We start from the raw sequence: 26,254 nt of genomic DNA on the forward strand, positions 1-26,254 counted from the left end.
TTACTATCCTGAGTCTCGTTAACACGGGCCTGCCGAATATCCCGATGAAACGCCCCGAATCGACCGATTTCAGGTCGACAATGATGAAGGATTCCGGGACAGCCCACCGACCATCCGGTTATTATTGGTCGAGTGTCATTAGTCGTTATACTGTTCTATACATCAGGGCCGTAAAAAGTGTTTCTAGAGATACACGAACCACGACAGGACCGACAGTATATGAACGCTTTACACGACGCGGCCCCATAACGAGGGTATGGACTACGACGATCAACTCGACCGCGCACTCGACCAGTCGCCCGACATCGCCGAAGGTGGAGACCGGTTCGAGGTCCCGGATCCGGAGGTCCGCCAGGAGGGCAACGCCACGGTCTGGGAGAACTTCGAGTCGACGCACGACCGGCTCGCGCGCGAGCCGGATCATCTGGTCCGGTTTCTGCAGTCGGAGCTCGGGACGAGCGCGCAGATCGACGACCGCGGCCGCGCGCGCTTCACGGGCGACTTCAAACAACGGCGGGTCGCGGAGGCGCTCGAAACGTACGTCGACGACTTCGTCACGTGCAGCGAATGCGGATCGCCGGACACGCGACTCGTCGAAGAGCGCGGCACGACGATGCTGAAATGCGACGCCTGCGGCGCGCTCTCGACGGTTCCTGACCTCTGATACGGTCGCGAGGACGGACCTGGGTCGCCCCGAAGTCCGTAGCACGATGCCAGTCGCGTCTGCCGCGGGCCGTCGGCACAGCCTGCTGGTTCACTCGAACTGTTTTACGGTGTCGAGGTCGCGTTCGGTCCGCATAAACTCCGCGAGCCGACGGGTCGCACCGCAAGAAGAGCACGTGTAGTTTTCACGGTGATTGGGTAGCGACGTCGGCTTCGCCTCCCAGCCTTTCCCGCATTCAGGGCACAGCAGTCGGACAAACGCTTCGACCATAGCCCAATCGACTCCCGGTACGTCAATAAAGGTTGTTGCGCCGGCACCGTCGGCAGACGAATAGCTGCCCGACAGGGGGCTGTCTCGGGCCGCTCGACGGGAACCGTCTCGGGCCGTTCGTCCGCGTGGACGATTCGGTCTGTCCCGTCTCCTCCCGATTCGCTACGTCCTTTCTCGGCGCTGCGTCGTCGCCTACGCGAGCATCCCCGGGTCGTCGACCTCGAGGAGTTCTTTGTACCGGTTACGGATCGTGACCTCGGAGACGTCGGCGACCTCGCTGACCTGGCTCTGGGTCACCTTCTCGTTGGTGAGCAGGGCGGCCGCGTAGACGGCCGCGGCCGCGAGGCCGACCGGCGACTTCCCCGAGTGGATCGCGGCCTGCTTCGCGTTTCGGAGCAGCTGTCGCGCCTGTCGTTCGGCCTCGTCCGAGAGGCCGAGTTCCGAGGCGAACCGGGGGACGTACTGTTCGGGGTCTGCGGGCTCGACTTCCAGTTTGAGCTCGCGGACGACGTAGCGGTACGTCCGAGTCAACTCCATCTTGTCGACGCGCGAGACGCGCTCGATCTCGTCGAGCGAGCGGGGCGTCCTGGCCTGTCGGGCCGCGGCGTACAGCGCGGCGGTTGCGACGCCCTCGATCGAACGGCCGGGAAGTAGGTCCTCGCTCAGCGCGCGGCGGTAGATGACCGACGCGGTCTCCCGGACGTTCTCCGGGAGGCCGAGTGCCGAGGCCATCCGGTCGATCTCGCCGAGCGCCTGTTTGAGGTTGCGCTCTTTCGAGTCGCGCGTGCGGAAGCGCTCGTTCCACGTGCGGAGGCGTTGCATCTGCTCGCGCTGTCGCGACGACAGCGAGTTGCCGTAGGCGTCTTTGTTCTGCCAGCCGATGTTGGTCGACAGCCCCTTGTCGTGCATCAGATTCGTCGTTGGCGCGCCGACGCGAGATTTGCGGTCGCGCTCGGCGCTATCGAAGGCCCGCCACTCCGGACCGCGGTCGATCGAGCCCTCGTCGACGACGAGACCACAGTCCGCACAGACCGTCTCGCCGCGGGCTTCGTCGGTGATGAGCGTGCCGCCACACTCAGGGCAGACGTGCTCTTCTGCTTCGGTCTCCTCTTCGTGGGCGTGCTCTTCGTCGCTCTCGGTGCGTTCTCCGTCGGTTCGCGTTTCAGTGTTGTGGGTTGTCACTTGTGTATCGTCCTCGCGTTCGTCTGCTTGCCGTGTGCTACGGCCCGCTACGTGCTCTCTGGTGCGTGTGTCACTCATGATGGGGAGGGGGTTCGTTCGCGACCGGGAGGAATAAGATAGAGTCCGGCCCGAACTGACCTTACTATCTGTAAGTACCAGAAGTATTTAAACATTTTGGCGACCGAAAGCGGATTATTCACGATCTTTGAGCCTCAATACGCGAGTATTGGCCCTCGAACGATCTGACGCTGGTGGACTGCCAAGACTATATATACGTTCCGAAGGTTGTGGAGGTCGTCGCTTAGAGCCAGCCCTCTCGCCGGAAGTGGAGGAGCAATATCGCCGTGACCAGTCCCATCCCGACGACGACAGCGGGATAGGCGTACGGCCACGTCAGCTCCGGGAGGTTCGTCGCGTGGTCGCCGAAGTTCATCCCGTAGACGCCAACGACGAACGTCAGCGGGATGAAGATCGTCGCGACGACAGTCAACCGCTTCATCACGTCGTTCGTCGATTGGGAGACGACGTTGAGGTAGATATCGCGCGTCCCACGCGTGAGATCCCGGTACGTCTCGGTGAGATCGACGATCTCGACCAAGTGGTCGTAGACGTCACGGTAGTACTTCTCCATCGGCTCACTGACACGTTCGGCGTCGCCACGCGCCAGCGTCCCGACCGCCTCCCGCATCGGCCAGACGACTTTTCGGAACGAGAGGAGGTCCCGACGGACGGCGTTGAGGCCCTCGATGAGTTCCTCGTCCGGTGTCGAGAGGATCGCTTCCTCGATCTCCTCGATGGTGTCGCCGACGGTGTTGAGTAGCTCGAAGTAGTCCTCGACGGTGTGGTCGATCACCCGGTAGGCTGCGAAGTCCGGCCCCTGTTTCAGCGTCCGACCCTCTTGATTCTCGACGGACTGCCAGACGTCGGAGACGACGGCGACGTAGCCGTCCTCGGCGGTCACCGTCACGAGCCAATCGTTGCCCAGGAACAGGCCGATCGGCTGCGTCCGGATCTCCTCGTCGAACGTCGTCTCGCCTCGTTCGAGCGCGACCGTCTTCACCAGGACGAACGTGTGCCCCTCGAACTCCTCTCTCTTCGGCCTGACGTCGCCGCGAACGTCCTCCATCTCTAGCGGATGTAACGAGAACGCCTCGGCGACCATCCGCTCTTCCTCTCGTGTCGGGGCACTCACCCGGACCCACGTCGTCCCAGGGGCTTCGCGTGCCGCTCGGAGATCCGATTCAGTCTCGATCGCGTGGTGTTCGACGCGTCCGACGTCGTAGACGATCGCCGAGATCACGTCGCCCCACTCCCGTCGTAACTGATGGCGTAGAGCGTCACGCCGACCATCACGCCGACGAGCGTCGCCGACCGTCCCGGATACGGCGCGGCGACACCGACCGCGTACCCGAGGAGAGCGAGCGCGGTGAGCGAGATCCCGATCAGCCGCGTTCGTCGCATAGCTGACACTCTCGGAGCGAGGACAAAAGCGTTGTTCGGTGCAAAAACAGGTACGGTGCGCGCTTCGGCGTCGTCATACTATCAGACAGAAGTTCGTGAATCATATTGGCACCGACGGGGTGCCGATACTTTTCACATAGTTCTGTCTGACACTATCAGTCCGAGACCGGGTGTTCGAGCGCGCGCATCATCGACAGGACGTTCTCCTCCTCACCGTCGAGCTGCTGGGGGTAGACGCCGATCGCGAGGACGAAGTCCTCACCGTCGCGGTACTTCGTCACGTGAACGAAGACGTCGATCTCTCGGCCCTCTACGGTCGCTGTTCCCGCGAACTTCGTCACCGTCGTCTCGGTCCCCTGGACGGTGATGTTCCGTTCGCTCACCTGTCGAATGTCGCTCAGGCCGGAGTAGCGCTGCTGGACGAACTCGACCAGCCGCGCGTTCGAGAACTGCCCGATCGGGTTGAGGGTCTGGCCGGCGATCTCGACGGCGGGCGTCGAGACCACGGTGAAGACACCGAGGCGCGTCTCGCCCAGCGGTCCGAGGTCCAGACTCTTATCGTAGCTCGTGACCTGGTTCGTGGCGACGACGCGGCGTTCCTGGCCGGCGACCTCGAACGTCCGGTTCACGGTGATTTCCCGCGTCCCATTCGACTCGTAGCCCGCTTCTTCGACTGCCGAATCAGCGACGGCAGCCGGTTCCGCGGTGAACGTGAGCGCTTCGCTTCCAGTGAGAAAGCCGATACAGCCGCTCGTCGAGAGCAGGAGCGCGACGGCGACAGCGGCTACCACGCGACGGTTCGATATCACGATCGGAGGTACTCACCCGATCGGGTTTAAATCCGCGGGTCGACCCCGACGTCGACGATAGCAGCATTTGCACGTCGTCACCCGCCCGATCGTCCGACAGTGTACGATCGGGTGCGCAATCAGTTGCACACGCTACTATAGGGGTTATCGTAACTGTTCGGAGATTCTCGCCGTACCGTCCGGCGAGAAATCTATGGAGACTTACGACAACCCCTATATCTCGCTACCCGAGATACGAGACGGAAACGGTGTGTGGGCCAGTCGCGGTCTCCAACGTGACTTCCTCGACCAGTCGTTCCCGGACCTGTTCGCGCCACTCGTCGACAGCCTCCTGATGGCGTTCGCGATGCCGTTCTCGCGTGTAGGGCGTCTCCGAGGCGCGGAGTTCGTCTTCGGTGTCGTCGACGGTCGGATACGACGGCGGGTCTGCAACGAACCGCTCGGGGGCGAGGTGTATCGGTGACGGCGCGTCGTCGGAGCCGCTCTCACTGTCGACTGGCACTGCGTCCGTCTCCGAACTGGACGCCGCCTCCTCGTCCGGACCGACGATGCCAGCGTCGTGGATCCGCGCTCGCATCCGACCCGAGAAGGGCGGCGTCACGCGCAGCACGACCGCCCGCTGGCTCCGGGACGCCGCTTCGAGTCCGTCGACGACGTCCGCTGTCGTCACGGCGAGCGATCTGATCCGATGCGGGCCCGTCGCGGACGACGCCGAATCCACAGACGAAGGTGGACGAGAGGGGTCCTCTCCCGTCCCATCGTGTTCCGTCATCTCACCCCGCGCCCCACCGCGCGGTGTCGGGTGCGCCGAGGTCACCGTTGCACTCGGGACATCGAGCGCGGAACGAGCCGGGAGAGACGCGAAAACCGCAGTCCTGACAGACGAAGGATTGTCGACCACTCATCACTCCGCCTGAAAGGATCCTGGCGTGTTAACTCTTACCGTGGTATGTTCACGGGAGACGACACCTTAAATTGTTCAATAGTGGAACTATCGTACAAGGCAGCACGGGCGAATCACAATCTATTCATTCTCACAGATAACTGTTCTGTACAATGAGCAGTTCGGGGGCCGACACGCGGTTACGCATCGACGGGGTCATCCGCCGTGTTCACGAGGCACTCGTGGAAGTGAAGACACGAGACGAACTCGAAGCCGCAGTCTGTCGAGCCTTTGCGGACTCTGAGCCGTACGTCTTCGCCTGGATCGGGGTGCACGATACCGACACCAACGCCGTCGTTCCGAGCGCGATTGCAGGGACGGGACAAGAGTACCTCGACGAGATCTCGATCGCGCTCGACGACTCTGCGGAGGCGAACGGCCCGACCGCGGTGGCGCTCCGCACCGGCACGACGCAGATTATGCAGCGCATTCGGGACGATCCGGACTACGAACCCTGGCGCGAGCAAGCGCTTGCCCACGGGTTCGAATCGAGCTCCGCCATTCCGCTCGTCGAAGGTGATCTGGCGTACGGCGTCTTGAACGTGTACTCCGGACGGCCCGAGGCCTTCGAGGCGTCCGAACAGACGCTCCTGGCAGAACTCGGCGCGACGATCGGGACCGCGATCGGCGGCGTCTTGGCCCGCGAAGATCTGGAGGCCCAGAAGCGCCAGTACGAGCAGCTCACAGAGCGCATCTCGGACGCGTACTACGCCGTCGACTCGGAGTGGGAGATCACGTACTGGAACGACCAGATGGCCGATCGAACTGACGTGTCGGCCGCGGACGCCCTCGGCGAACGGCTCTGGACGGCGTTCCCCGAGATCGTCGGGACGGAAGCCGAGTCGAACTACCGGGCTGCGATGGAGACGAACGAGCCGCAGTCGTTCGAGATGTACGTCGAAGCGCCGTTCGACTACTGGGTCGAAGTCGACGTCCATCCCGACGAGGACGGCCTCTCGATCTTCTCACGGGAGATCACAGAGCGCAAACAGCGCGAACGGGAACTCACGGAAGCGAAGCGTCGCCTCGACGCGATCGTACACAACACGTCCGAAGCCATCTACATCAAGAACCGCGAGAGCGAGTACGTCTTCATCAACGAGGTCGGTGCTGACATCTTCGATGAGACGCCCGAGACGGTCGTCGGCAAGACCGACGACGAACTGTTCGACACCGAGAGCGCCGACGCGGTCAGAGCCGACGACCGCCACGTCTTCGAGACCGGATCCGGGGAGACGTGGGAGCGCGTCCGCTACGTCGATGGGACTGAACACGTCTTCATCGACAACAAGTTCCCCTACCGCGACGAGTCAGGCGAGATCATCGGACTCGTCGGTGTAAGCCGCGACATTACTGAACGCAAGGCGTACGAACAGCAACTCGAAGAGCAGCGCGACGGCCTCGACCTGTTGAACAAGGTCGTCCGACACGACATCAGGAACAACCTCCAGGTCGTGCTCGGTTACGGCGACCTGCTCGGCCCCTACGTCGACGCCGACGGGAACGAGCACCTGACCAAAATTCTGAACAACGCCGAGTCGGCAGTCGAACTGACCCACACGGCGGCCGACCTCGCGGAAGTGATGGTCCATCCGGACCGCGACCCGACCCGTGTCTGCTTGGACGACATCCTCCAGACGCAGATCACCGAGGTCTGTGAGACCTTCGATGGCGCCACAGTCGCAGTGGCGGGGTCGTTGCCGGCGGTCGAGGTCCTGGCCGACGATATGCTCTCGTCGGTGTTTCGAAACCTGCTGAAGAACGCCGTCCAGCACAACGACAAGGACGTTCCCGAAGTGACGGTCTCGGCGGCCGTCGACGACGACGCGGGGGCGGTTACCGTGCGCGTCGCCGACAACGGCCCCGGGGTCCCCGAGGACCTCCGACCGTCGATCTTCGGGAAAGGCGAGAAGGGTCTCGACAGCGAGGGCACGGGCGTCGGACTCTATCTCGTTCGCACGCTCGTCGAGGCCTACGGCGGGGACGTCTGGATAGAAGACGAGACGGCGGGGCGGCCCGCCGACACGCGTACAGCGCCCGCTGCTGCGACCGACGCCGAGGGCGCGGTGTTCGCCGTCGAACTCCCGATCGCCTGAGTGGCGCCGACCGCCGACGCCTTCGAGAATACATATACGAGTCCGTACGCAAGGACGGGTATGAGCGATCAGCGTCCCGAAAGTGCGGGATGGTTCGTCGACGTCGATCCGGGGGACCTCGACGCCGGCGCGGCGGCGATCTACGACCGAACGGCCGAGCACCCTCGGGACTGGCCGGCCGAAGCGGTCCGGGCGGGCTTCGCTGCCGACGAAGCCGACTACTACGACGCGCTCCACGAGGCGACGCTCGCGGCGACCCGCGAGGCCGTCCAGGAGCGCGAGCGCTCGGACGACAAACAGCTCACGCACGCGGTCCGCGCGATGGACGACGCCGAGCGAACCGCGAACGAACTCGCCGAGCGTCTCGCCGAGTGGGCAGGCACGTTCGACCGCGACGTCCCCGGCGGCGTCGACGGTGCCCGCGAGGTCGCAGCGTGGACCCCCGAGACGCCCGCCGAGGAGCGCGTCGTCTCGCTCGCCGAGCGGGTCGTCGACCTCGACGACGAGCGCGCCGAGCTCCGCTCGTTCGTGGAGTCACACGCCCCCGACGTCGCCCCCAACCTCGCCGAGATGGCCGGTCCCGTCCTCGCAGCGCGACTGCTCTCGCTCGCCGGCGGACTGGAGTCGCTGGCGAAAAAGCCCGCCGGGACGGTGCAGGTGCTCGGCGCGGAGGACGCGCTCTTCGCGCACTTGCGCGGCCGCGGCTCCTCGCCGAAACACGGCGTCATCTTCACGCACGAGTACGTCCGTGGGACTCACCCCGACCAGCGCGGGTCGGCCGCGCGGGCGTTCGCCGGCAAGCTCGCGATTGCAGCCCGGATCGACTACTACTCGGGCGAGTTCAAGCAGTCCGTCCACGACGACCTCACAGACCGGATGGCGACGATCCGCGAGCGGGAGGTGTGCCAATGAGCTCCGCGCTCCCTGCCGGCGTCGAGCGCCGGCGATTCGACGGCCGCGAGCGACTCGCCACCCGTGGCGACCCGGTCTACGGCGAACCGCAGGACGACGAGGGCTGGCGCGCGTGGGACGCCGGGCGGTCGAAACTCGGTGCGATGCTCGAAATCGGGATGGACCTCGGCATCGCCGGCGACGACGGCGTGCTCTATCTCGGCGCGGCCTCGGGCACGACCGTCTCGCACGTCGCGGACTTCGCCGGCCCGACGTACGCCGTCGAGTTCGCCCCGCGCCCGACGCGTGACCTCGTCGGCGTCGCCGAGTCGCGGCCGAACCTCTTCCCGCTGCTGAAAGACGCCCGCGAGCCGGAGACGTACGCGCACGTCGTCGAATCCGATCTGGACTGTCTGATCCAGGACGTCGCGACCCGCGGGCAGGCGACGGTGGCGCTGCGGAACCGGGAGTTCCTCGCGCCGGACGGCCGGCTGCTCGCCGCGTTCAAGGCGCGGAGCGAGGACGTCCTCAGCGACCCCGCAGAGGTCTTCGACGACGTGCTCGCCGAACTTCGAGCGGGCTACGAGATCCTCGAAACCCAGCGGCTGGATCGCTTCCACGACGATCACCTCGCGGTCGTCGCCGAGCCGCGACCGGAGGGGTCCGAGTGAGCGCGTCGACGACCGCGTCGGTTCCGGGAGTGACGCCATCGGCTTCGGGCCGACGGTCGCCCCCGGCGCGGATGGGCGAATCGTTCGCCGCAGCCCGCGACATATTTAATCGGCCGCCGCAAACCACGTGCCGATGGAGCTAGGGTCGGCGGACGCCTTCGACCGGATGGGCACGCTCGGCGTCGAAGAGGAGTTCTACATAGTCGACGAGCGGGGCTACCCGGCGTCGGGCATCTCGGATCTCGTCTACGATCATCCCCCCGGAGGAATCCTCGAGGACCGAATCGACCACGAACTGTTCCAGTTCACGATCGAGACGCAGACGCCGCTCATCGAGGACGTCGACGCGGTCGACGAGATGGTCCGTGCGGTTCGCGAGGCTCTCGTCGATCACGCCGCCGAACACGGCTATCGGATCGCGGCCGCCGGACTCCACCCGGCGGCGAAGTGGCGCGAACTCGATCACGCCACGAAGCCACGGTACAAGTCTCAGCTGGACCGCATCCAGTATCCCCAGCACCGCAACACGACCGCCGGTCTCCACGTCCACGTCGGCGTCGACGACGCCGACAAGGCGACGTGGATCGCCAACGAGCTCCGCTGGTACCTCCCGCCGGTGCTCGCACTTTCTGTCAACTCCCCGTTCTGGAACGGCTTCGACACCGGATTAGCATCCGCTCGTGCGAAGATCTTCGAGGCGCTCCCGAACACGGGAATGCCGACGTACTTCGAGGACTTCGAGACCTACCAGCAGTTCGAGCGCAAAATGGTCGAACTCGGGTCGATCGAGGACCGCGGGGAACTCTGGTACGACGTGCGGCCACACACGGGCCACGGGACCGTCGAAGTCCGCACGCCCGACGCCCAGACTGCCCCGGCGGCGACCGTGGCGTTCGTCGAGTACGTGCACGCGCTCGTCGAAGACCTCGCCGCCCGCTACGAGGACGGCGAGTCGGGGACAGACATCCGTCGAGAGATCCTCGACGCCAACAAGTGGCACGCGATCCGCTACGGCTACGACGCGTCGTTCATCACGCGCGACGTCGAAGACACGATCACGCTCGGCGAGTTCGTCGCTACCGAGTCCGACCGTCTCGGCATTGACAGCCTCCGGACGCGCTTCGAGATGGAGAGCGGCGCGGCGTGGCAGCGTCGGATTCACGAGGAGGAAGGACTCGACGCACTCTGTGAAGCGCTCTGTCTCGACTGATCCCGAGAAAGGCTTTTGTCTCGCGAGTTTTGACCTTTCGACTAGAACACGATGTCCCCTGACGAGCCGACAGACGAGACCGAGAGCGACGGAACCGACCGACTGACTGACGCAGACGCGGCAGACGGGAGCGAAGACGACGGTATCGACATCGAAGTCGGCGAGGACACCTACCACGGATCCAGCGACGCGGCGGCGGCCGACGAGGCGGAGGCGGACGTCGATGCGGACGGCGAGAGTACGCGTGCACGCCTCGAAGCGGAGGCCGACCGCGCCGTCTCGGAGTTCGACGAGGGCATCGTCGACCTCCTCGCGTGGCTCCTCGACACGGAAACCCGCGCGCGGATCTACGTCTATCTCCGGAAGAACCCCCACTCGACGAGCGAGGAGGTCGCCGACGGGACCGGGCTCTACCCGAGCACCGTCCGCGAGGCGCTCGCCGAACTGCACGACGAGGAGACCGTCACCCGTCGCAAGCGCGAGAGCGCCGGCGCGGGCAACAACCCCTACGAGTACACCGCGATCGCGCCGAGCGAACTGGTCCGCGGCGTCGCCGAGCAGGTGCAGTCGGAACTGAACACGGTGTTCAACCTCGACCGCCGACTCGGTGACGACGCGGACGACGAGGGCGAGACGAGTGTCGGGCCGGTCACGATCACTGTCGGCGAGGATGGCGACGACGCGAAGCACGACGACGCTCACGACGCTAGTGACGAGGGCGACGGCGACGAGGATGAAGGCGGCGAAGACGACAGTGAACAGGCCTAGCACGCCGGTCGACGGCCACCGCTTCCGCGCCATTTTTAACGTTCCCCGGGAGACGTATCGTCAATGACCGGGCCTTGGACGGAGTGGGACCACGTGCTGAAAGTGGACCCGGACAAAGATCTCGTCGACGGCGAGACGTTCGAAGACGTCTGTGAGACTGGAACCGACGCGATCGAGATCGGGGGAACGCTCGACATCACGACCGACAAGATGCAGCGCGTCGTCGACGCGTGTTCGCGCTACGACGTGCCGCTGTACCAGGAGCCGTCGAATCCCGGGGTCGTCATCGAATCTGAGGACCTCGACGGCTACCTCGTCCCGACGGTGTTCAACGCCGAGTCCTCGTTTTGGGTGACCGGCGCACACAAAGAGTGGGTCCGCATCGACGGTCCCCTCGACTGGGACCGGACGACGACGGAAGCCTACGTCGTGTTGAACCCCGACGCGTCCGTCGCCGAAGTGACCGAGGCCGACACCGACCAGACCGCCGAGGACGTCGCCTCGTTCGCGGCCGTCGCCGAGAAGATGTTCGGCCAGGAGATCATCTACATCGAGTACTCGGGTACTTTCGGCGATCCGAAGAAGGTCGCGGCCGCCCGCGACGCGCTCGAAGAGTCGACGCTGTTCTACGGCGGCGGGATCCACGACTACGACACCGCCTACGAAATGGGGCAGAACGCCGATACGATCGTCGTCGGCGACCTCCTCCACGACGAAGGTGTCGACGCCGTTCGGGAAACCGTCGAAGGCGTCAAAGACGCCCACGCCGAAGCCGTCGTCGAGTAGCGCGCTCTGCTCCGGCCTTCACCTCCCGTCCGCTATTTTCGCCGCTCTCCCGCGCTGTTTTCGTCGCCGTCTTCGGCCTCGCATTCGCCTTCACTTTTGCGTCCACCCGGACGGCCGGTCGCTTGAGCCGCGCTCACCGCTCGCAGTTCCGTGCGGGAACGACACACTTCGGGTCCGAACCGACCGTTTTTAAGACCGGGCGGTCGGTAACACGGAGTATGCAAGGCAGAACCTTCACGGCCGACGCCGAGCCTGGCGACGAGGTCACTGTCGCCGGCTGGGTCCACGAGGTCCGTGACCTCGGCGGGATCGCCTTCCTGATCCTCCGAGACAAGTCAGGGAAGATTCAGATCAAACTCGAAGAGGACTCGATGGACGCAGATCTCGTCGAGACCGGGCTCGACGTCTCTCGGGAGAGCGTCATCACCGTCACCGGCTCGGTGAAAGAGGAGCCGCGCGCGCCGACCGACGTCGAGATCATCCCCGAGAGCATCGAGGTGCTCGCGGAGTCCGACACCGAACTGCCGCTCGACCCCTCCGGAAAGGTCGACGCCGAACTCTCGACGCGGCTCGACAACCGAACGCTCGACCTCCGCAAGGAGGAAGTGAAAGCGATCTTCGAGATCCGCGCGGAGATCCTCCGCTCTGTCCGCGACGCCTTCCGCGACATCGGTTGTACGGAGATCAACACGCCGAAGATCGTCGCGACCGGGACCGAAGGCGGCACCGAGCTGTTCCCGATCACCTACTTCGGCGAGGAGGCCTTTATGAACCAGTCGCCGCAGCTGTTCAAGCAGCTGATGGTCGGCTCCGGCCTCGAACGCGTCTTCGAGATCGGTCCGATCTTCCGCGCCGAAGAGCACAACACGCCGCGGCACCTCAACGAGGCGACCTCGATCGACTTCGAGTCGGCGTTCGTCGATCACACGGAGGCGATGGACGCCTGCGAACACGTCGTCAAGAGCGCCTACGAGGGCGTCGCAGAGAACTGCCAGCGTCAGCTCGAACTGCTCGGTCTCGACGAGGAGTTCGAGGTGCCCGAGGGCGACTTCCCGCGGCTCACCTACGAGGAGGCCATCGAGCGGATCAACGCGACGGGCGAACTCGACGAACAGCTCGTCTGGGGCGACGACCTCCCGACCGAGGGCGAGCGCGCGCTCGGCGAGGACGTCGGCGAGCACTACTTCATCACCGACTGGCCCAGCGAGATCAAGCCGTTCTACATCAAGGACCACGACGACGACGAGCAGCTCTCGACGGGGTTCGATATGATGCACCCGCGGATGGAACTCGTCTCCGGCGGGCAGCGTGAACACCGCTACGATCACCTCGTCGCCGGCTTCGAGCAGCAGGGCCTCGATCCCGACCAGTTCGAGTACTACACGAAGATGTTCAAATACGGGATGCCGCCGCACGCCGGCTGGGGTCTCGGCGGCGAGCGTCTCGTGATGACGATGCTCGGGCTGGACAACATCCGAGAAGCTGTGCTGTTCCCGCGAGACCGCCAGCGCCTGAGTCCCTAGAGCGAAGGCGTCGCTGTCGAGCGGGAGCCAGAAAAGCGAGCGAAGTGAGCTTTCGCTGTTCCCGCGAGACCGCCAGCGTCTGTCGCCGTAAGCGACGACGCGACACTATCGCGGGGGCAAGCGATTCCTTCCGGATCGCCCTGTTCCCGCGAGACCGCCAGCGCCTGAGCCCCTAGAGCGAAGGCGTCTCTAATGAGGGGTCGTGGTACCTCGACCCTCGGAAGGGTTATCCCTCACACGACCATCGGTTTGGTTGCAATGGCACACGGTAAGGTTGATTTCTTCAACGACACTGGCGGCTACGGTTTCATCTCGACTGACGACGGCGACCTCGACGACGACGAAGACGTTTTCTTCCATATGGAGGATGTCGGCGGCGAAGACCTCACGGAAGGTACTGAGGTCGAATTCGACATCGAGTCCTCGCCCAAGGGGCCTCGCGCAGCGAACGTCGTTCGACAGTAATACCGAGACACACCTGTCGCTCACAGCGACAGACACCATCTCGATTTTCATAGGGATTATCGTACGTCCTCATAGATTTCTCGCCGGACGGTACGGCGAGAATCTCCGAATAGTTACGATAATCCCTATCAGACGACTACAGGCTCCGAGCGAACGCTATAGTAGCGTTTGCAACTGATTACACAGCCAATCGCACGACCGCGTGCGATTAGGTGCGTGAAGACTTGCAAACGCTACTATATATCTGTACACGCTGCGTGAGCGGTTCCTTTTCTCGGGTGGAAAGTCGCTTATGACGCCCTCATAGGCCGCAGTATCGTGACGTCGGCTGTGGCGACGCAACCCCCGCCGAAACCGCGCCCGATTTAACGGCGCGTGCGCAACCGACGCACGATGACCGACGAGGCGACGGCGTTCGTTCCCGGGCACGTCACGGGGTTTTTCAGCGCGCACCCGGACGAGGACCCGTTAGTTGCGGGCTCGCGCGGTGCGGGCATCACCCTCTCACACGGCGTCGAGGTGCGGATCGAACGCGACGCCGGAGCCTCGGACGTGACGCTCAACGGCGAGGTGCTCACCGTTGACGCCGTCGACGCCGTGCTCGACGCACTCGGCGCGACCGGCGCGGCCGTGACCGCCGAGACGCCCCTCCCGCTCGGAGCCGGCTTCGGCGTCTCCGGTGCGATGGCGCTCGGAACCGCCTACGCGGTCAACGCGGCGTACGACTGTCGCCGGACCGAGAACGCCCTCGTCGCCGTCGCCCACCGCGCGGAAGTCGAGGCGGGGACGGGCCTCGGCGACGTGGTCGCGCAGGCCCGCGGCGGACTCCCGATCCGGCTCGAACCGGGCGCGCCCGAACACGGCCGGCTCGACGGCGTCCCGGCCAGCCCGCGCGTCGAGTACCTCTCGTTCGGCTCGGTTTCCACAGAGGAAGTCCTCTCGGGTGACACCCGCGCGCTGACGGCTGCGGGAGAGCGTGCGCTCGCGGACCTCCGCGAGCGGCCCACCCCTGACCGTCTCGTCTCCCTGTCGCGCCGCTTCGCTCGCGAGGCCGACCTCCTGACTGACCACGTCGCCGACGCCATCGCGGCCGTTCGCGCCGCGGGCGGCGACGCGGCGATGGCGATGCTGGGTGACACCGTATTCGCGTTCGGAGGGGACCTCTCGGCGGCGGGTTACGACCCCGAGGTCTGTTCCGTCCACGCCGCGGGGGCGACGCTCCGCGCGCAGGGCGCACGCGACGCCTGAGCGAACCTGACACCTGACGTTGCCGCCGACGGTCCGCGATCGATGCGTGACGGCTGTTGTGGCTGCTCGCCGAATCGGCTCGCTTTTTGTTTGCCCCGTAAATATCGGGGTATGAGCGAGATCGACGTCCCGGAGAGCCACCCCCGATACGAGTCGCTGCTCACGCGACACCGCATCGAAGCGGGCGTAGAGAAGGGAATCACGAGCAAGCAGGGCCTCATCGCGGAGGGCCGCGGCGAGGCGTTCGACTACTTGCTCGGCGAGCAGACGACGCAGTCGGCCGATCGAGCCGAGCGCGCCGCCGCCGCGTTGCTGCTTCTCGCGGATCATCCGGTCCTCTCGGTCAACGGCAACGCCGCCGCGCTCGTCCCCGGCGAGATGATCGAACTGGCGTCGGTGGTCGGGGCCGACATCGAGGTCAATCTGTTCAACCGGACGGACGAGCGGATGCAGGCCATCGTCGAACACCTCCGCGAGCACGACGCGGCCGAGGCGGGCGTCGAGATCAAGGGGCTCACCGCCGACGCCCGGATCCCCGGGCTCGATCACGAGCGCGCGAAAGTCGACGCCGACGGAATCGGATCGGCCGACGTCGTGCTCGTGCCGCTCGAAGACGGAGATCGGGCCGAAGCGCTCGCCGAGATGGGGAAACGAGAGATCGTGATCGACCTGAACCCGCTGTCGCGTTCGGCACAGACTGCGACGGTGCCGATCATCGACAACATCCTCCGCGCGGTACCGAACATCACCGAACACGCGCGGACGCTACAGGAGGCCTCACGGGAGAAGCTGGAGACGATCGTGCGCGAGTTCGACCGCGAGCGCGCTCTCGCGGCCGCCGAGGACGCGATTCGCTCCGGCACGCTCGAGTGAGCGTCGCACAGCACTCTCGGACCGCTACTGTTCTCGCAACTCGGCGTCGGTAAGCGCGTCGTTGAGGTCGTCGCGGACGAACTCGCCCGTCTCTCTGTCCATCGCGGTCGTCACGATACGGTTCTCCTGGACGCTGGAACCGTCCCGGAGTAGAAGTCGGACGTTGCCGTTGTCGTCGGCGCGCGTAACTTTCGCTCTGAGCCCCGTCCGCGACCCGGTTCCGCCGGCGTCGATCGGGCCGGGCACGATCTTCTTCACGTGCGGGTGGTTGGCGACGACGCCGATCGCCTTGCGACCGCGGCGCCCGCCGATGAGCGTCGAGTGCGACCCGCCGAGTTTCTCTCGCGGCGGCGTCTCGACGACTTCCAGCGACCGTTCGCCGCGGCGGTCGAGGACGCGCTCGACTGGGTCGTCGGCTGCGACGCGGTAGAACTCGTGGTGCAACTGCGCGCGGGCTTCCCGCAGTACGTCGCGGTCGCCCGCTGCAAAGACGGTCTCGGGACGCTTCCGGCGGATCTCGTCGGCGACGCGCCCCGCGAAGTTCCGAAGTTCGACGACCTCGGCTTCGGGGTCGTCTTCGGGGACCGTCGTCAGCGTCGTGCGACCGACGATCTCCTCGCCGTCGAGCATCGTCAGTTCCGCGCGGTCGCGCTCGAACGCGACGACGACGGCGTCGCAGTTGGCCGTGTTGCAGACCAGACAGTAGTCCCCGGGGCGTTCGAGGGGCGTCCCGCACCGCCGGCAGTCCATAGCGGTGGAAGACGACGGAAAAATAAAAGCGCGGCTATCGAGTCACTGGCTTGGCTGTACGCATATGTCCGAAAATGACGCCGCAGCGGGCGTACATCCACAATTCGCGCTCACAACTCCGTCGGACTCGTCTTCAGGTACTCCCGGAGAAGCACCGTCGCGTACGACCCCGACGGCAGCGAAAACGACAGGTCGTAGGTGTCCTCGCTGTCCTCGAGGTCGGTGTCTACGTCGACGCACGTCCGAAGGAGGACCGCTCGGCGCGTCCCCGTCGAGTGGAACTCGCCGGGCAGATCGAAGTCGGACGGTTCGAGGCCCAGATCATCGAGGACTGCGCGCTCGACATCGCCGGGTTCGCCCTCTGCGAGGTCGGTTTCGGTGCCGACGAGCGGCGCCGTCACGAACGCCCGGCCGCGCTCGCAGTGGCGGCGCATCACGTCCACGCGTCGCTCGGTCGCCGTCTGCGTTCGGTCCGTGTCCGGCCGATAGAGCCCCTCGGGCGCGTCGGTGTCGGCGAAGCAGACGACGTCGCCCGCGACCGGTTCCGAGAGCGGGAGCCCACGCGAGAGCCGCTCGCTGACGATCCGGTTGAACGCGTACGACTGCGCGGCGTTGACGAACAGGCGCTGAAGGTTCTGGGGGACGGCTTCGAGCGCGTGTCGCCAGTCTTCTGCGGTCTCGTCGCCGTCTTCGTGCAGCCGGTGCAGCATCGCACGCTCGAACCGGAGTGCGCCGGGCATTCGATCGAGCGCCGCCTGCCAGTCGGGATCGGTCGTCGCGGCCTGCTCGTCGACGAACGCCCGCGCGGCCTGCGTCGCCTCCGGTTCGGCATCGAACGGATTGCCGACGTACGTCAGGACGGCCTCGCGCCACTCGCCGCGGGCGACGCACAGGCCGACCTCGTGGGTGACAGGACGGCGGCTGCCGAAGCGCTGGTGGCCGAAGTAGTTCGGGACCGCGACGTCGACGCAGCCGTCGGCCTCGGTGAACACGTCGGCGACGCTGCGCCGACGCTCGTCTGCCGCCTCGTGAAGCCGCGCGTGCAGTTCGGCGGTGATCTCCTCGACGGGCGTGACGTCGGCGTCGCGAACGCTGATCTCGAAGGCGTTGCCCGCGAGATCGCCGAAGTGGAGCGTTCGGCCGATCCGGCCGAGCACCTCGACGTCCGCGTCGTCGATCTCGGGCAGGTCGTCGGGATCGACGTCCGAGAGCGTGAATAGTTGCGTCGTGACCGCGTGTTTGTCCTTCGTGCCCGCCCACGAGACCCGCTCGCGGCTGATCCCGAGCGCGTTCGAGAGCCGGTGGGCGAAGTCGTTCGTGTCCCACTGCCGGAGCTCCGCGCGGACGAGCAGGTGCGGATAGTCGCCCGCGTCGGCCGCGAGCGGTTCGGGTTCCATCGTCTCCAGTTCGCGGACGCGGAAGTCCTCGGGCGTCGTCCGCAGGCGGCCGCCGGTCCCGTCGGCGTCGCTGAAGTAGTACTCGATGCCGACGCGCCGTTCGAGCGGGTGTGCCTCGCGCATCTGGTCGTCACCGGGTTCCCGCTCTGGGGGTAAGGCCGCTCCGGTTCGGCCTTCGTCTTACTCGCGCGCGGCGTCGCCCCGCCGGACGGGGTCGTCCCACATTCCGGTGATCTCGAAGCGCGCGCCCCCAGAGTCGGCCTCGCGGACGTCGATATCCCATCCGTGGGAGTCGGCCACAGCCGAGACGATATTCAGGCCGAAGCCCGTCCCGCGGTCGGCGGTGGTGTACCCGTAATCGAAGACGCGCTCTCGGTCGTCCGCGACGATGCCTGGGCCGTCGTCGGCGACGACGATTCCGCGCCCCCCCGGCGTGGTCGACACCGTCACGGTGACGCCGCTGTCGCCGGTCGCGTGCCGGACGGCGTTCTCGAAGAGGTTCTCGAAGAGTCTGCCGATCCGGCTCTCGTCGGCCGTCACGGTTCCGAGGTCGTCTTCGACGACGAGTGTCGGCGCGCCCCGGGCGTTCCCGTGCGCGCTGCGGCCGCCTCTCCCACCGACGACGGCTTCCCAGGCGCCGTCGACGACCTGATTCAGATCGACCTGGACGGGATTTTCGACGCGGTCGCCGTGGCTGACGAGCGTTCGCACGTCGTCGACGATGTCTGCCATCCGACCGTGGACACGTTCGAGACGGTCTAAGAACTCCTCGCCGCCGCAGACCTCGCCGCGGAGAATCCCCACCTGCGCCTGCGCCGCGTTCAGCGGGTTCCGGAGGTCGTGTGTCAGGATCTCGGCGAAGCGTTCGAGTTCGCGCTCGCGCTCGGTCTGTTCGCTCACGTCGCGAACGACGCTCACGAAGCACTCCCGTTCGCCGACAGTCGTCGGCGAGACAGTCGACTCCGCCCAGAACGTCGTTCCGTCGCGCCGCTCGACCTCCCAGCGATACGTCCCCGACCCCGTCTCGCGGGCCGTTCGCTCGGCCCCCGTCCGTGCGTCCTGCGCCTGCGCTGGGGACACGGCGCACTCGTCGATCCCGAGTTCGCGGAAGGCTGCCGGCGGGTAGCCGAACAACTCCTCGACGGTGCCGTTGACAGCGACGACCTCGCCGCTTCCCGCGTCGCGAGCGATCACGGCGTCTCCGAGATCGTCGACGACCTCCAAGAGTAAGCTATCGGCACTCGGACCCGCGAACTCGCTCATCTTCTGTCTCTCCGCACGGATCTGTGGTAAGTCGTTTGGCCGTTCGATCCCATCGATGGTCGTTCGCCCCCTCTCGATCAGTACAGCGAGAGGTCGCCGGTGACTCGGTCGACGTCTTCTTCGCGGGCGGGGCCGACGGCCAGACAGGTCACCGTTCCGGGATCTAACTGGGTGTGCCCGGCGTCTCTGACGACGGCGTGCGGGAGGCCCAGGCGTTCGGCCTCGTCGGCGAGGCGGAACAGTTCCGGTTCGCTGTCGACTTTGAGCACGACTTTCTTCTGGCCTTCGCCTTTCCACCGCTTTCTGGTCCGCTCGTCGGTGTCTTCGTAGGCCGACAGCGAGGCGTGCGCGACCTGCGCCGCGAGCTTGCCGCGGCCCATTCCGAGATCCGTCCGGGCGACGATGGCTTGCTTCATACGCGAGGGTGGCGCGCGACGTGGTATATGTCCTCGCTTTGTCCGCTTGTAGGGATTATCGTAATCCGCATAGATTTCTGGCCGGACAGTACGGCGAGACTCTCCGAACAGTTACGATAATCCCTATTGGCCGTCACTCCGCTCGGCTGGCTCTCTCGGAAGGATGACTTTACGTCCCTCGCTCACGCTCGTTCTGACGATGATACTCTCGGACGACGACATCCTGGCTCGCTTAGAAACTGGGGATTTGGTCGTCGACCCCATCGACGACCTCGATATGCAGGTTCAGCCGGCGAGCCTGGATCTGCGGCTCGGCGAGGAGTTCCTGGAGTTCCAGCGGACCAACATCTCGTGCATCCACCCGAACCGTGAGGCCGAAGTCTCCGAGTACGTGACCGAGACGCGGGTCCCCGAGGGAGAGGAGTTCATCCTCCACCCCGGCGACTTCGTCCTCGGGACGACCAAAGAGCGCGTCGAGATCCCGCCGGACCTCCTCGCGACAGTCGAGGGCCGATCCTCGCTCGGTCGGCTCGCGATCGTGATCCACGCGACGGCCGGGATCGTCGACCCGGGCTACGAGGGTCAGATCACGCTCGAACTCTCGAATCTCGGTACTGCCCCGGTCGCGCTCACGCCGGGGATGCGCGTCTCACAGCTCGTGTTTACGGAGCTCACACAGCCCGCGGCCCGCCCCTACGGCGCCGAACGCGGCTCGAAGTACCAGGGACAGGAGGGGCCGCAGGCCTCGCGGATCGGTGACGACCCCGAGTTCACCGGAGACCGAGAATGAGATTCATCGAGGAGGTCGTCGTCGAGGAGTTCCTCCCGACGTTCCGCTCGATGCTCGCCGAGGAACTCCGCGACCGCGGCCTGACCCAACACGAAGTCGCCGAGGCACTCGGGATCAGCCAGTCGGCCGTCTCGAAGTACGCCCACGGCGAGATCAGCCGCCGAGAAGAAGTGCTCGAAGACGACCGCGTCGTCGACCTCGTCGAGCGCGTCGCCGACGGGCTCGCGACGGGCGATATGAGCCGGGTGCAGGCTCTCGTCGAGGCCGAAGTGCTCGTCCGCCAGTTGGAGGAGGGCGACCTGCTCGCTCGCCTGCACGAAGAAGCGATGCCGGAACTGGCCGACTACGACGGCTACGTGCGGATTCACGACCCCGAAAGCGGGCTCCGTACGAGCGAGCAGGTGCGGTCGTCGGTCCGGCAGGCGCTCCGCCGACTCACTAACGCGAGCGGCTTCGCGGGACTCATCCCGAACGTCGGATCGAACCTCGTCGAGTGCCTCCCCGACGCGTCGACCGTCGACGACGTCGCGGGCGTCCCCGGCCGCATTTTCGACGTGAAGGGGCGCGCGACGGTCCCGAGCGATCCCGAGTTCGGCGTCAGCGAGCACGTTGCGTCGGTGCTCCTCTCGGCGCGTGCGGCTGGCTGCGACGTCCGCGCGGCGATCAACGTCCGCTACGACTCCCAGCTCGTCGCCGACCTCGACGCCGCGGGCTACGACACGGTGGAGTTCGACCCCGACGCGCCGACCGACCCGATCCGGGAGTCGGTCGAAGAACGCGGCCCCGAGACGCTCTCGGAGACGTTCGTCTGCTATCAGACCGGCGGGTACGGCATCGAGCCGATCACCTACGTGCTGGGTCCCGACGCCGACGCGGTCGTCACGGCGGTCAAGACGCTTCTTCGTCCCGAGCAGTAGGCCATCTCCGTTCGCGAGACTCATACTGCCGGACAGCAGTTCGTGAATCATATTGGCACCCACGGGGTGCCGATGATTTTCACATCGTTCTGTCCAACAGTATCAGTCGTCCGCGGGCGCGGCCGGCGCGAAGTCGACGGGGGCGGCGTCGCGCTCTAGTTCGTCGAGACACGCTTGCGCGCCACGCTTGCCCGAGAGGAGCATCGCGCCGAACGTCGGACCCATTCGGGGCAGTCCGTCGACGGTGGCGACGGCCATTCCGGTGGCGACGACCCCCGGATGGACCACGCCGGTGTGTTCGACGACCTGATCCTCGGATTTGCTCACCCACATCGAGTCGTGGCCGGGGGAGTCGTGACCGGGTGCGCCGTACTCGTCGTCGCCGGTCGCGTCCATTCCCGTGTTGTGCTCGCTCGCGTGTTCGATGCCCGGCGCGTCCAGGACGTCCCGCTCTGCGAGCTTCGAGATGACGACGGCCTCGTGGCCGGTGGCGTCGACGACGAGGTCGGACTCGACCGCGACGGGGTCGACGCAGGTGAGTTCGCGAGGGAGCGCGTGGACCGGCGTCCAGTTGAGGACGACGCCGCCGACGCGGTCGCCCTCGCGGACGACGACGTCGGTGAACTCGGTCATATTCTGGATCGCCGCGCCAGCGTCGCAGGCGGCCTCGATGAGTGCCGAGACGGCGTGCGGTCCGTCGGCGACGTACAGACCGGGCGCTTCGTCGGACTCCTCGTAGGGGACGCCCAGTTCGTCCAGCACCGACTGCGCGGGGTCGCGCACCGTCACCTTGTTCATCAGGAACCCGCCGAGCCAGAAGCCGCCGCCGAGGTAGTTGTTCTTCTCGACGATGGTCACGTCGACGCCGCGCTCGGCCAGTTCCTTCGCCGTGACGAGTCCCGAGGGACCGCCGCCGACGATGATGACGTCGGTGTCGACCCGATCGAGGAACTCTTCGCTCCAGTCGCTGGCGATCGCTCGCGTTACCTGCGCTTCGCTTACGTCTGTGAATCCGGTGAACTCCGGCATACCACCTAGTGATATTACTTACTACTAAGACGTTTCGATGACGGGCCGAGCGCGGCGTCGCCCCGCTCGTGACGCTCATTGCCGTCCGCGGGAGGCGTTCGCTGGCCGAACGACTTACACGGCTACGCCACCTCGTCCAGACACAATGAACGGATCTTCGACGCTTACACGTTCTACAGCGGCGCGCGGAGGTGTCCGCCGATGAATATGCTCGTCGACGGTGAGTGGCGGACCGACGCCTACCAGGCTACGAACGAGGACGGGGAGTTCGACCGACAGGAGACGACGTTCCGCGACTGGATTCAGGACGATCCGGACGCCGAATACCCCGCCGAGTCGGGTCGGTATCACGTCTACATCTCCCGTGCCTGTCCGTGGGCCCACCGCGTGGCGATGGCCCGCCGCCTGCTCGGGCTGGAAGACGACATCTCGCTGTCGATCGTCGAGCCCGTCCGTTACGAGGACGGCTGGGAGTTCTCCGAGGAGTACCCCGATCCGGTCTACGGCGAGGACTACCTCCGCGACATCTACACGCGCGCGGACTCAGACTACACCGGCCGCGTGACCGTTCCCGTCCTCTGGGATCGCGAGCGCGAGACCATCGTCAACAACGAATCCCGCGAGATTATGCGGATGCTCGACACCGAGTTCGACGACGCCAACGGTGTCGATCTCTGGCCCGAGGGCTATCGCGACGCGGTCGATCAGGCCATCGACGAGATTTACGACCCGATCAACAACGGCGTCTACCGCGCCGGGTTCGCCGACACGCAGGCGGCCCACGAGGCGGCGATCGAGGACCTCTTCGACGCGCTCGACCGCTGGGAGGCCGTCCTCGACGAGCAGCGCTTCCTCGCCGGCGACGTGTTCACCGAGGCCGACATCGCGATGTTCGCGACGCTGATTCGGTTCGACCACGTCTATCACACCCACTTCAAGTGCAACCGCCGGGCGATCCACGAGTACCCGAATCTCTGGAACTACACGAAGGAGATCTACCAGTTCCCGGGCGTCGCCGAGACGGTGAAACTCGATCACATCACGCGGCACTACTATATGAGCCACGACGACGTGAACCCGAAGCGACTCGTCCCGTCCGGCCCCGACATCGACTTCTCGGAGCCGCACGACCGCGATCGGCTGCCCGCCGACCTTCCGTCGGAACTCCGGGCCGACGCTGCCGTCGCCGACGACTGATAGGGACTATCGTACGTCTCCATAGACTTCTCGCCGGACGATACGGCGTGACTCTCCGAACAGTTACGAGAATCCCTATGAGCACGGTTTCTCAGCGGCCGGGCGACTGACCGACCCCCACCGCGACGCTCGCCCGGATCAACGCGTCGCCTTCTTGTCCGACCCCTCCCTCTCCTCGCGTATGACTGACAGCGACGACGCGACCGCAGGGACGCCAGCCGAGACCCGACGCCAGACGCCGGGCGGCGGCGTCCGCCCGTCCGCGACCGACATCGAACCCGCGGCCCCCGCGGAGTTCGGCCTGGTACAGGCGTGGTGGGGCGACGGCAAGGGCAAGACGACGGCGTCGCTCGGGATGGCCTTCCGCGCGGCCGGCCACGGCTACCGCGTCCACCTCCTCCAGTTCCTGAAGGGCGGCGCCGACTCGGTCGAAGGCGTCCGCGGCGAGTACAACGCAATCGCGGCCGTCCCCGGCATCTCCTACGAGAACACGGGTCACTACGGCTGGCACGGCCTGCTCGACGGCTCCGACGACGACGAGCACCACGCGAAGGCCCGCGGCGCGCTCGAACGAACGGCGGAAATCGTCGACGGCGCGGCCGACGCTGACCTGACGGCCCCGCTCGATCTCGACGGCGACCCCACGGACGGCGTTCACCTGCTCGTCCTCGACGAGATCCTCTACGCCGTCGAGCAGGACCTCCTCGAGGAGGCCGACGTGCTCGATCTAATCGACGAGAAACCCGATAACCTCGAACTCGTCCTCACCGGGAGCCACTCGGAGCCGACCTACCTGCTCGACGCCGCCGATCTCGTGACCGAAGTGCGAAAGGTGAAACACCCCTTCGACGCGGGCGTTCGCGCCCGGAAAGGCACCGAGTACTGATGGCCGACGACGTCGGAGCGGGCGGCGACGACAGCGGTGCCGCCGAGACGATTCTCGTCGCGGGGACGGCCAGTCACGTCGGCAAGAGCACGGTGGCCGCCGGTCTCTGTCGCCGTCTCGCTGACGCCGGCGTCGACGTCGCGCCGTTCAAGGCGCAGAATATGAGCAACGAGGCGCGGGCGGTCGTCCGTCCGAGCGCGGTGCGGACTCGTGAGGCCGGCGGCTCCGACCCCCGCTTCGACTCCGGCCCCGCCACCGAGACCGATTACAGCCCGGCATTCGGCGAGATCGGCGTCTCCCAGTACGTCCAGTCCCGCGCGGCCGGCGTCCGGCCGACGACCGACCACAACCCCGTCCTCTTGAAGCCGCGCGGCGGAGGCGAATCCCAACTCGTCGTCGACGGGGTCGCGGTCGGCCACTACGCCGCGGGCGACTACTACGCCGAGCACTGGGACGATGCCCGTCGGGCGGCCGAAGCGGCGCACGCGCGCCTCGCGGCCGATCACGACGTCGTCGTCGCCGAGGGCGCGGGCTCGATTGCGGAGGTGAACTTCCACGACCGGGACCTAGCGAACGTCGAGACGGCGCGATTCGCCGACGCCACCGTCCTGCTCGTCGCCGACATCGAGCGCGGCGGCGTGTTCGCGTCTAGTCTGGGCACGCTCGAACTGCTGCCAGACGACGTGCGCGACCGCGTCGTCGGCGTCGCGATCACGAAGTTCCGCGGCGACCGCTCGCTGCTCGACCCCGGTATCGAGGAGATCGAAGCGCGAACCGGCGTGCCAGTTCTCGCGGTGCTCCCGTACGACGACCCCGGCCTTCCCGACGAGGACAGCGTCTCGCTGCCGGCCGTCGGCGAGCGGTCGGTCCGCGGCGACGACGACGGCGTTCCCGAGGCCCAGAGCGTCACCGTCGCTGTCCCCCGACTCCCACGGGCGTCGAACACGGCCGACGTCGATCCGCTCGCGGCCGTTCCGGGCGTCCGCGTCGCGTTCGTTCCTCTCGACGCGCCGCTCGCGGACGCCGACGCGGTCGTCCTGACCGGGACGAAGAACACGACCGACGACCTCCGGACGCTCCGCGAGGCCGGCTTCCACGAGCGCCTGCGGGACTACGAGGGCCCCGTCGTCGGCCTCTGCGGCGGCTACCAACTCCTCGGCGAGCGCCTCGTCGACGCCGACGTGGAGAGTGCGGGCGACGCGGGGGACGCGGAACTCCCCGGACTCGGCCTGCTGGCAGTGGAGACGACGTTCTCGCGACGGAAGCGCGTCGCCCCCGTCTCGTGGACGCTGGACGGAACGGGACCGCTCGCCGGCGCCTCGGGCGCCGTCGCGGGATACGAGATCCACGCGGGCGAGACGCGGGCGATCGACGAACCCCTCGCACGCTCGACGCCGACCGAGACGCCGTTCTCGACAGCGGACCGCGAGCCGGTGACGCTCGGGGCGGCGTCGGGCAACGCACTCGGGACGTACCTCCACGGCCTCTTCGAGAACGAGACCGCCCGCGAGGCGTTCGTCGACGCGGTCTTCGAGTCCGCGGGGATATCACGGCCGACGGACGGCGCGCGAACCGACACCGCCGGCACCGGCGCGACCGACGCAACCGCTTACGAGCGCGCCGCCGACCTCGTCGACCCGCTCCCGCTGGACGCCCTCGTGTCCGATGTGACACGATCCACCTGAGCGCCGTCACGGAATCACAGCCGAGAATCGGACTCGAAGACTTTTCAGCGGGTACCGCGAGGTT

The 26,254-nt window shown here is 66.3% G+C and carries 28 protein-coding genes; 16 read left to right on the top strand and 12 right to left on the bottom strand.

Features of this window, described 5'->3' with window-relative positions; genetic code table 11:
- Positions 1–256 precede the first annotated feature (256 nt).
- On the top strand, positions 257–664 hold the full coding sequence (locus NO347_RS00800) for a translation initiation factor IF-2 subunit beta (protein ID WP_256287833.1): 408 nt from the start codon (positions 257–259) through the stop codon (positions 662–664).
- A gap of 90 nt (positions 665–754) precedes the next feature.
- Here the strand turns inward: NO347_RS00800 and NO347_RS00805 are convergent, their stop codons facing one another.
- The 7 genes from NO347_RS00805 to NO347_RS00835 form a co-directional block, all read right to left on the bottom strand.
- Complete coding sequence (locus NO347_RS00805) at positions 755–934, bottom strand: DUF7836 family putative zinc-binding protein (RefSeq protein WP_121568908.1); 180 nt, start codon at positions 932–934, stop codon at positions 755–757.
- 192 nt (positions 935–1,126) lie between these two features.
- Positions 1,127–2,194: a transcription initiation factor IIB gene (locus NO347_RS00810; protein WP_256287834.1), complete on the bottom strand. Its 1,068-nt coding sequence runs from the start codon at positions 2,192–2,194 to the stop codon at positions 1,127–1,129.
- 223 nt (positions 2,195–2,417) lie between these two features.
- The gene (corA, locus tag NO347_RS00815; RefSeq protein WP_256287835.1) at positions 2,418–3,416 is read right to left on the bottom strand and encodes a magnesium/cobalt transporter CorA; all 999 of its coding nucleotides are present in this window, start codon (positions 3,414–3,416) and stop codon (positions 2,418–2,420) included.
- Positions 3,413–3,577, bottom strand: coding sequence for a hypothetical protein (locus tag NO347_RS00820; protein WP_256287836.1), 165 nt, complete (start codon positions 3,575–3,577; stop codon positions 3,413–3,415). The genes corA and NO347_RS00820 overlap by 4 nt, the downstream gene beginning before the upstream one ends.
- Positions 3,578–3,732: 155 nt before the next feature.
- A complete protein-coding gene (locus tag NO347_RS00825) occupies positions 3,733–4,383 on the bottom strand; it encodes a DUF6517 family protein (RefSeq protein ID WP_256288407.1) in 651 nt (216 codons plus the stop codon).
- Between the two features lie 226 nt (positions 4,384–4,609).
- The gene (locus NO347_RS00830; RefSeq protein ID WP_256287837.1) at positions 4,610–5,158 is read right to left on the bottom strand and encodes a DUF8009 family protein; all 549 of its coding nucleotides are present in this window, start codon (positions 5,156–5,158) and stop codon (positions 4,610–4,612) included.
- Between the two features lies 1 nt (position 5,159).
- Entirely contained in the window at positions 5,160–5,291 is a 132-nt protein-coding gene (locus NO347_RS00835; RefSeq protein WP_256287838.1) for a hypothetical protein, read from the bottom strand.
- Positions 5,292–5,442: 151 nt separating this feature from the next.
- Between NO347_RS00835 and NO347_RS00840 the strand changes: the two genes are divergently transcribed.
- The 10 genes from NO347_RS00840 to NO347_RS00885 all read left to right on the top strand — a co-directional run bounded on the left by NO347_RS00840 (position 5,443) and on the right by NO347_RS00885 (position 15,860).
- The gene (locus NO347_RS00840) at positions 5,443–7,425 is read left to right on the top strand and encodes a PAS domain-containing protein (RefSeq protein WP_256287839.1); all 1,983 of its coding nucleotides are present in this window, start codon (positions 5,443–5,445) and stop codon (positions 7,423–7,425) included.
- A 60-nt stretch (positions 7,426–7,485) separates the two neighbouring features.
- The gene (locus NO347_RS00845) at positions 7,486–8,337 is read left to right on the top strand and encodes an NOP5/NOP56 family protein (RefSeq protein ID WP_256287840.1); all 852 of its coding nucleotides are present in this window, start codon (positions 7,486–7,488) and stop codon (positions 8,335–8,337) included.
- The gene (locus tag NO347_RS00850; RefSeq protein ID WP_256287841.1) at positions 8,334–8,987 is read left to right on the top strand and encodes a fibrillarin-like rRNA/tRNA 2'-O-methyltransferase; all 654 of its coding nucleotides are present in this window, start codon (positions 8,334–8,336) and stop codon (positions 8,985–8,987) included. Before NO347_RS00845 ends, NO347_RS00850 begins: the two co-directional genes overlap by 4 nt.
- 133 nt (positions 8,988–9,120) lie before the next feature.
- A complete protein-coding gene (locus tag NO347_RS00855) occupies positions 9,121–10,197 on the top strand; it encodes a glutamate--cysteine ligase (protein WP_256287842.1) in 1,077 nt (358 codons plus the stop codon).
- A gap of 51 nt (positions 10,198–10,248) precedes the next feature.
- On the top strand, positions 10,249–10,965 hold the full coding sequence (locus tag NO347_RS00860; RefSeq protein ID WP_305148728.1) for a winged helix-turn-helix domain-containing protein: 717 nt from the start codon (positions 10,249–10,251) through the stop codon (positions 10,963–10,965).
- Positions 10,966–11,028: 63 nt separating this feature from the next.
- Positions 11,029–11,751, top strand: a complete 723-nt coding sequence (locus NO347_RS00865; protein ID WP_121568900.1) for a phosphoglycerol geranylgeranyltransferase — start codon at positions 11,029–11,031, stop codon at positions 11,749–11,751.
- Between the two features lie 218 nt (positions 11,752–11,969).
- A complete protein-coding gene (gene aspS, locus NO347_RS00870) occupies positions 11,970–13,274 on the top strand; it encodes an aspartate--tRNA(Asn) ligase (protein ID WP_256287843.1) in 1,305 nt (434 codons plus the stop codon).
- 258 nt (positions 13,275–13,532) lie between these two features.
- A complete protein-coding gene (locus NO347_RS00875) occupies positions 13,533–13,739 on the top strand; it encodes a cold-shock protein (RefSeq protein WP_004978121.1) in 207 nt (68 codons plus the stop codon).
- A 393-nt stretch (positions 13,740–14,132) separates the two neighbouring features.
- Positions 14,133–14,987 (top strand): pantoate kinase, encoded by an 855-nt coding sequence (locus NO347_RS00880; RefSeq protein WP_256287844.1) that lies wholly within the window; start codon positions 14,133–14,135, stop codon positions 14,985–14,987.
- Between the two features lie 111 nt (positions 14,988–15,098).
- Positions 15,099–15,860: a 4-phosphopantoate--beta-alanine ligase gene (locus NO347_RS00885; RefSeq protein ID WP_256287845.1), complete on the top strand. Its 762-nt coding sequence runs from the start codon at positions 15,099–15,101 to the stop codon at positions 15,858–15,860.
- Between the two features lie 24 nt (positions 15,861–15,884).
- Here the strand turns inward: NO347_RS00885 and NO347_RS00890 are convergent, their stop codons facing one another.
- From NO347_RS00890 to pth2, 4 genes are all read right to left on the bottom strand, one after another.
- The gene (locus tag NO347_RS00890) at positions 15,885–16,610 is read right to left on the bottom strand and encodes a DUF2103 domain-containing protein (RefSeq protein WP_121568896.1); all 726 of its coding nucleotides are present in this window, start codon (positions 16,608–16,610) and stop codon (positions 15,885–15,887) included.
- Between the two features lie 110 nt (positions 16,611–16,720).
- Positions 16,721–18,130, bottom strand: coding sequence for a tRNA pseudouridine(13) synthase TruD (gene truD, locus NO347_RS00895; RefSeq protein ID WP_256287846.1), 1,410 nt, complete (start codon positions 18,128–18,130; stop codon positions 16,721–16,723).
- Positions 18,131–18,187: 57 nt separating this feature from the next.
- Positions 18,188–19,270: a sensor histidine kinase gene (locus NO347_RS00900; RefSeq protein ID WP_256287847.1), complete on the bottom strand. Its 1,083-nt coding sequence runs from the start codon at positions 19,268–19,270 to the stop codon at positions 18,188–18,190.
- Between the two features lie 77 nt (positions 19,271–19,347).
- Positions 19,348–19,686, bottom strand: a complete 339-nt coding sequence (gene pth2, locus NO347_RS00905) for a peptidyl-tRNA hydrolase Pth2 (protein ID WP_256287848.1) — start codon at positions 19,684–19,686, stop codon at positions 19,348–19,350.
- 199 nt (positions 19,687–19,885) lie between these two features.
- Between pth2 and dcd the strand changes: the two genes are divergently transcribed.
- Both dcd and NO347_RS00915 read left to right on the top strand, forming a co-directional pair.
- The gene (gene dcd / locus NO347_RS00910; protein WP_256287849.1) at positions 19,886–20,476 is read left to right on the top strand and encodes a dCTP deaminase; all 591 of its coding nucleotides are present in this window, start codon (positions 19,886–19,888) and stop codon (positions 20,474–20,476) included.
- The gene (locus NO347_RS00915) at positions 20,473–21,393 is read left to right on the top strand and encodes a thiamine-phosphate synthase family protein (protein WP_256287850.1); all 921 of its coding nucleotides are present in this window, start codon (positions 20,473–20,475) and stop codon (positions 21,391–21,393) included. The genes dcd and NO347_RS00915 overlap by 4 nt, the downstream gene beginning before the upstream one ends.
- 102 nt (positions 21,394–21,495) lie before the next feature.
- Here the strand turns inward: NO347_RS00915 and NO347_RS00920 are convergent, their stop codons facing one another.
- The gene (locus tag NO347_RS00920; protein WP_256287851.1) at positions 21,496–22,422 is read right to left on the bottom strand and encodes a sulfide-dependent adenosine diphosphate thiazole synthase; all 927 of its coding nucleotides are present in this window, start codon (positions 22,420–22,422) and stop codon (positions 21,496–21,498) included.
- 201 nt (positions 22,423–22,623) lie between these two features.
- Here NO347_RS00920 and NO347_RS00925 point away from each other — a divergent pair, with 201 nt between their 5' ends.
- From NO347_RS00925 to NO347_RS00935, 3 genes are all read left to right on the top strand, one after another.
- Positions 22,624–23,619, top strand: a complete 996-nt coding sequence (locus tag NO347_RS00925) for a glutathione S-transferase family protein (protein WP_256287852.1) — start codon at positions 22,624–22,626, stop codon at positions 23,617–23,619.
- Positions 23,620–23,800: 181 nt separating this feature from the next.
- The gene (locus NO347_RS00930) at positions 23,801–24,505 is read left to right on the top strand and encodes a cob(I)yrinic acid a,c-diamide adenosyltransferase (RefSeq protein WP_256287853.1); all 705 of its coding nucleotides are present in this window, start codon (positions 23,801–23,803) and stop codon (positions 24,503–24,505) included.
- A complete protein-coding gene (locus tag NO347_RS00935) occupies positions 24,505–26,190 on the top strand; it encodes a cobyric acid synthase (RefSeq protein WP_256287854.1) in 1,686 nt (561 codons plus the stop codon). The genes NO347_RS00930 and NO347_RS00935 overlap by 1 nt, the downstream gene beginning before the upstream one ends.
- Positions 26,191–26,254: the final 64 nt, after the last annotated feature.

The sequence above is a fragment of the Halobellus inordinatus genome, assembly GCF_024464655.1.
Lineage (GTDB): Archaea > Halobacteriota > Halobacteria > Halobacteriales > Haloferacaceae > Haloquadratum > Haloquadratum inordinatus.

Bases quoted from the DNA above. Each gene is read 5' to 3' on its own strand.
- NO347_RS00875 (WP_004978121.1), top strand. From the start codon at position 13,533: ATGGCACACGGTAAGGTTGATTTCTTCAACGACACTGGCGGCTACGGT.
- NO347_RS00840 (WP_256287839.1), top strand. From the start codon at position 5,443: ATGAGCAGTTCGGGGGCCGACACGCGGTTACGCATCGACGGGGTCATC.
- NO347_RS00810 (WP_256287834.1), bottom strand. From the start codon at position 2,194: ATGAGTGACACACGCACCAGAGAGCACGTAGCGGGCCGTAGCACACGG.
- NO347_RS00880 (WP_256287844.1), top strand. From the start codon at position 14,133: ATGACCGACGAGGCGACGGCGTTCGTTCCCGGGCACGTCACGGGGTTT.
- pth2 (WP_256287848.1), bottom strand. From the start codon at position 19,686: ATGAAGCAAGCCATCGTCGCCCGGACGGATCTCGGAATGGGCCGCGGC.
- NO347_RS00865 (WP_121568900.1), top strand. From the start codon at position 11,029: ATGACCGGGCCTTGGACGGAGTGGGACCACGTGCTGAAAGTGGACCCG.
- NO347_RS00800 (WP_256287833.1), top strand. From the start codon at position 257: ATGGACTACGACGATCAACTCGACCGCGCACTCGACCAGTCGCCCGAC.
- NO347_RS00835 (WP_256287838.1), bottom strand. From the start codon at position 5,291: ATGAGTGGTCGACAATCCTTCGTCTGTCAGGACTGCGGTTTTCGCGTC.
- NO347_RS00925 (WP_256287852.1), top strand. From the start codon at position 22,624: ATGAATATGCTCGTCGACGGTGAGTGGCGGACCGACGCCTACCAGGCT.
- NO347_RS00890 (WP_121568896.1), bottom strand. From the start codon at position 16,610: ATGGACTGCCGGCGGTGCGGGACGCCCCTCGAACGCCCCGGGGACTAC.
- NO347_RS00920 (WP_256287851.1), bottom strand. From the start codon at position 22,422: ATGCCGGAGTTCACCGGATTCACAGACGTAAGCGAAGCGCAGGTAACG.
- NO347_RS00930 (WP_256287853.1), top strand. From the start codon at position 23,801: ATGACTGACAGCGACGACGCGACCGCAGGGACGCCAGCCGAGACCCGA.
- aspS (WP_256287843.1), top strand. From the start codon at position 11,970: ATGCAAGGCAGAACCTTCACGGCCGACGCCGAGCCTGGCGACGAGGTC.
- NO347_RS00805 (WP_121568908.1), bottom strand. From the start codon at position 934: ATGGTCGAAGCGTTTGTCCGACTGCTGTGCCCTGAATGCGGGAAAGGC.
- NO347_RS00845 (WP_256287840.1), top strand. From the start codon at position 7,486: ATGAGCGATCAGCGTCCCGAAAGTGCGGGATGGTTCGTCGACGTCGAT.
- NO347_RS00855 (WP_256287842.1), top strand. From the start codon at position 9,121: ATGGAGCTAGGGTCGGCGGACGCCTTCGACCGGATGGGCACGCTCGGC.
- dcd (WP_256287849.1), top strand. From the start codon at position 19,886: ATGATACTCTCGGACGACGACATCCTGGCTCGCTTAGAAACTGGGGAT.
- NO347_RS00830 (WP_256287837.1), bottom strand. From the start codon at position 5,158: ATGACGGAACACGATGGGACGGGAGAGGACCCCTCTCGTCCACCTTCG.
- truD (WP_256287846.1), bottom strand. From the start codon at position 18,130: ATGCGCGAGGCACACCCGCTCGAACGGCGCGTCGGCATCGAGTACTAC.
- NO347_RS00885 (WP_256287845.1), top strand. From the start codon at position 15,099: ATGAGCGAGATCGACGTCCCGGAGAGCCACCCCCGATACGAGTCGCTG.
- NO347_RS00935 (WP_256287854.1), top strand. From the start codon at position 24,505: ATGGCCGACGACGTCGGAGCGGGCGGCGACGACAGCGGTGCCGCCGAG.
- NO347_RS00900 (WP_256287847.1), bottom strand. From the start codon at position 19,270: ATGAGCGAGTTCGCGGGTCCGAGTGCCGATAGCTTACTCTTGGAGGTC.
- NO347_RS00915 (WP_256287850.1), top strand. From the start codon at position 20,473: ATGAGATTCATCGAGGAGGTCGTCGTCGAGGAGTTCCTCCCGACGTTC.
- NO347_RS00860 (WP_305148728.1), top strand. From the start codon at position 10,249: ATGTCCCCTGACGAGCCGACAGACGAGACCGAGAGCGACGGAACCGAC.
- NO347_RS00850 (WP_256287841.1), top strand. From the start codon at position 8,334: ATGAGCTCCGCGCTCCCTGCCGGCGTCGAGCGCCGGCGATTCGACGGC.
- NO347_RS00820 (WP_256287836.1), bottom strand. From the start codon at position 3,577: ATGCGACGAACGCGGCTGATCGGGATCTCGCTCACCGCGCTCGCTCTC.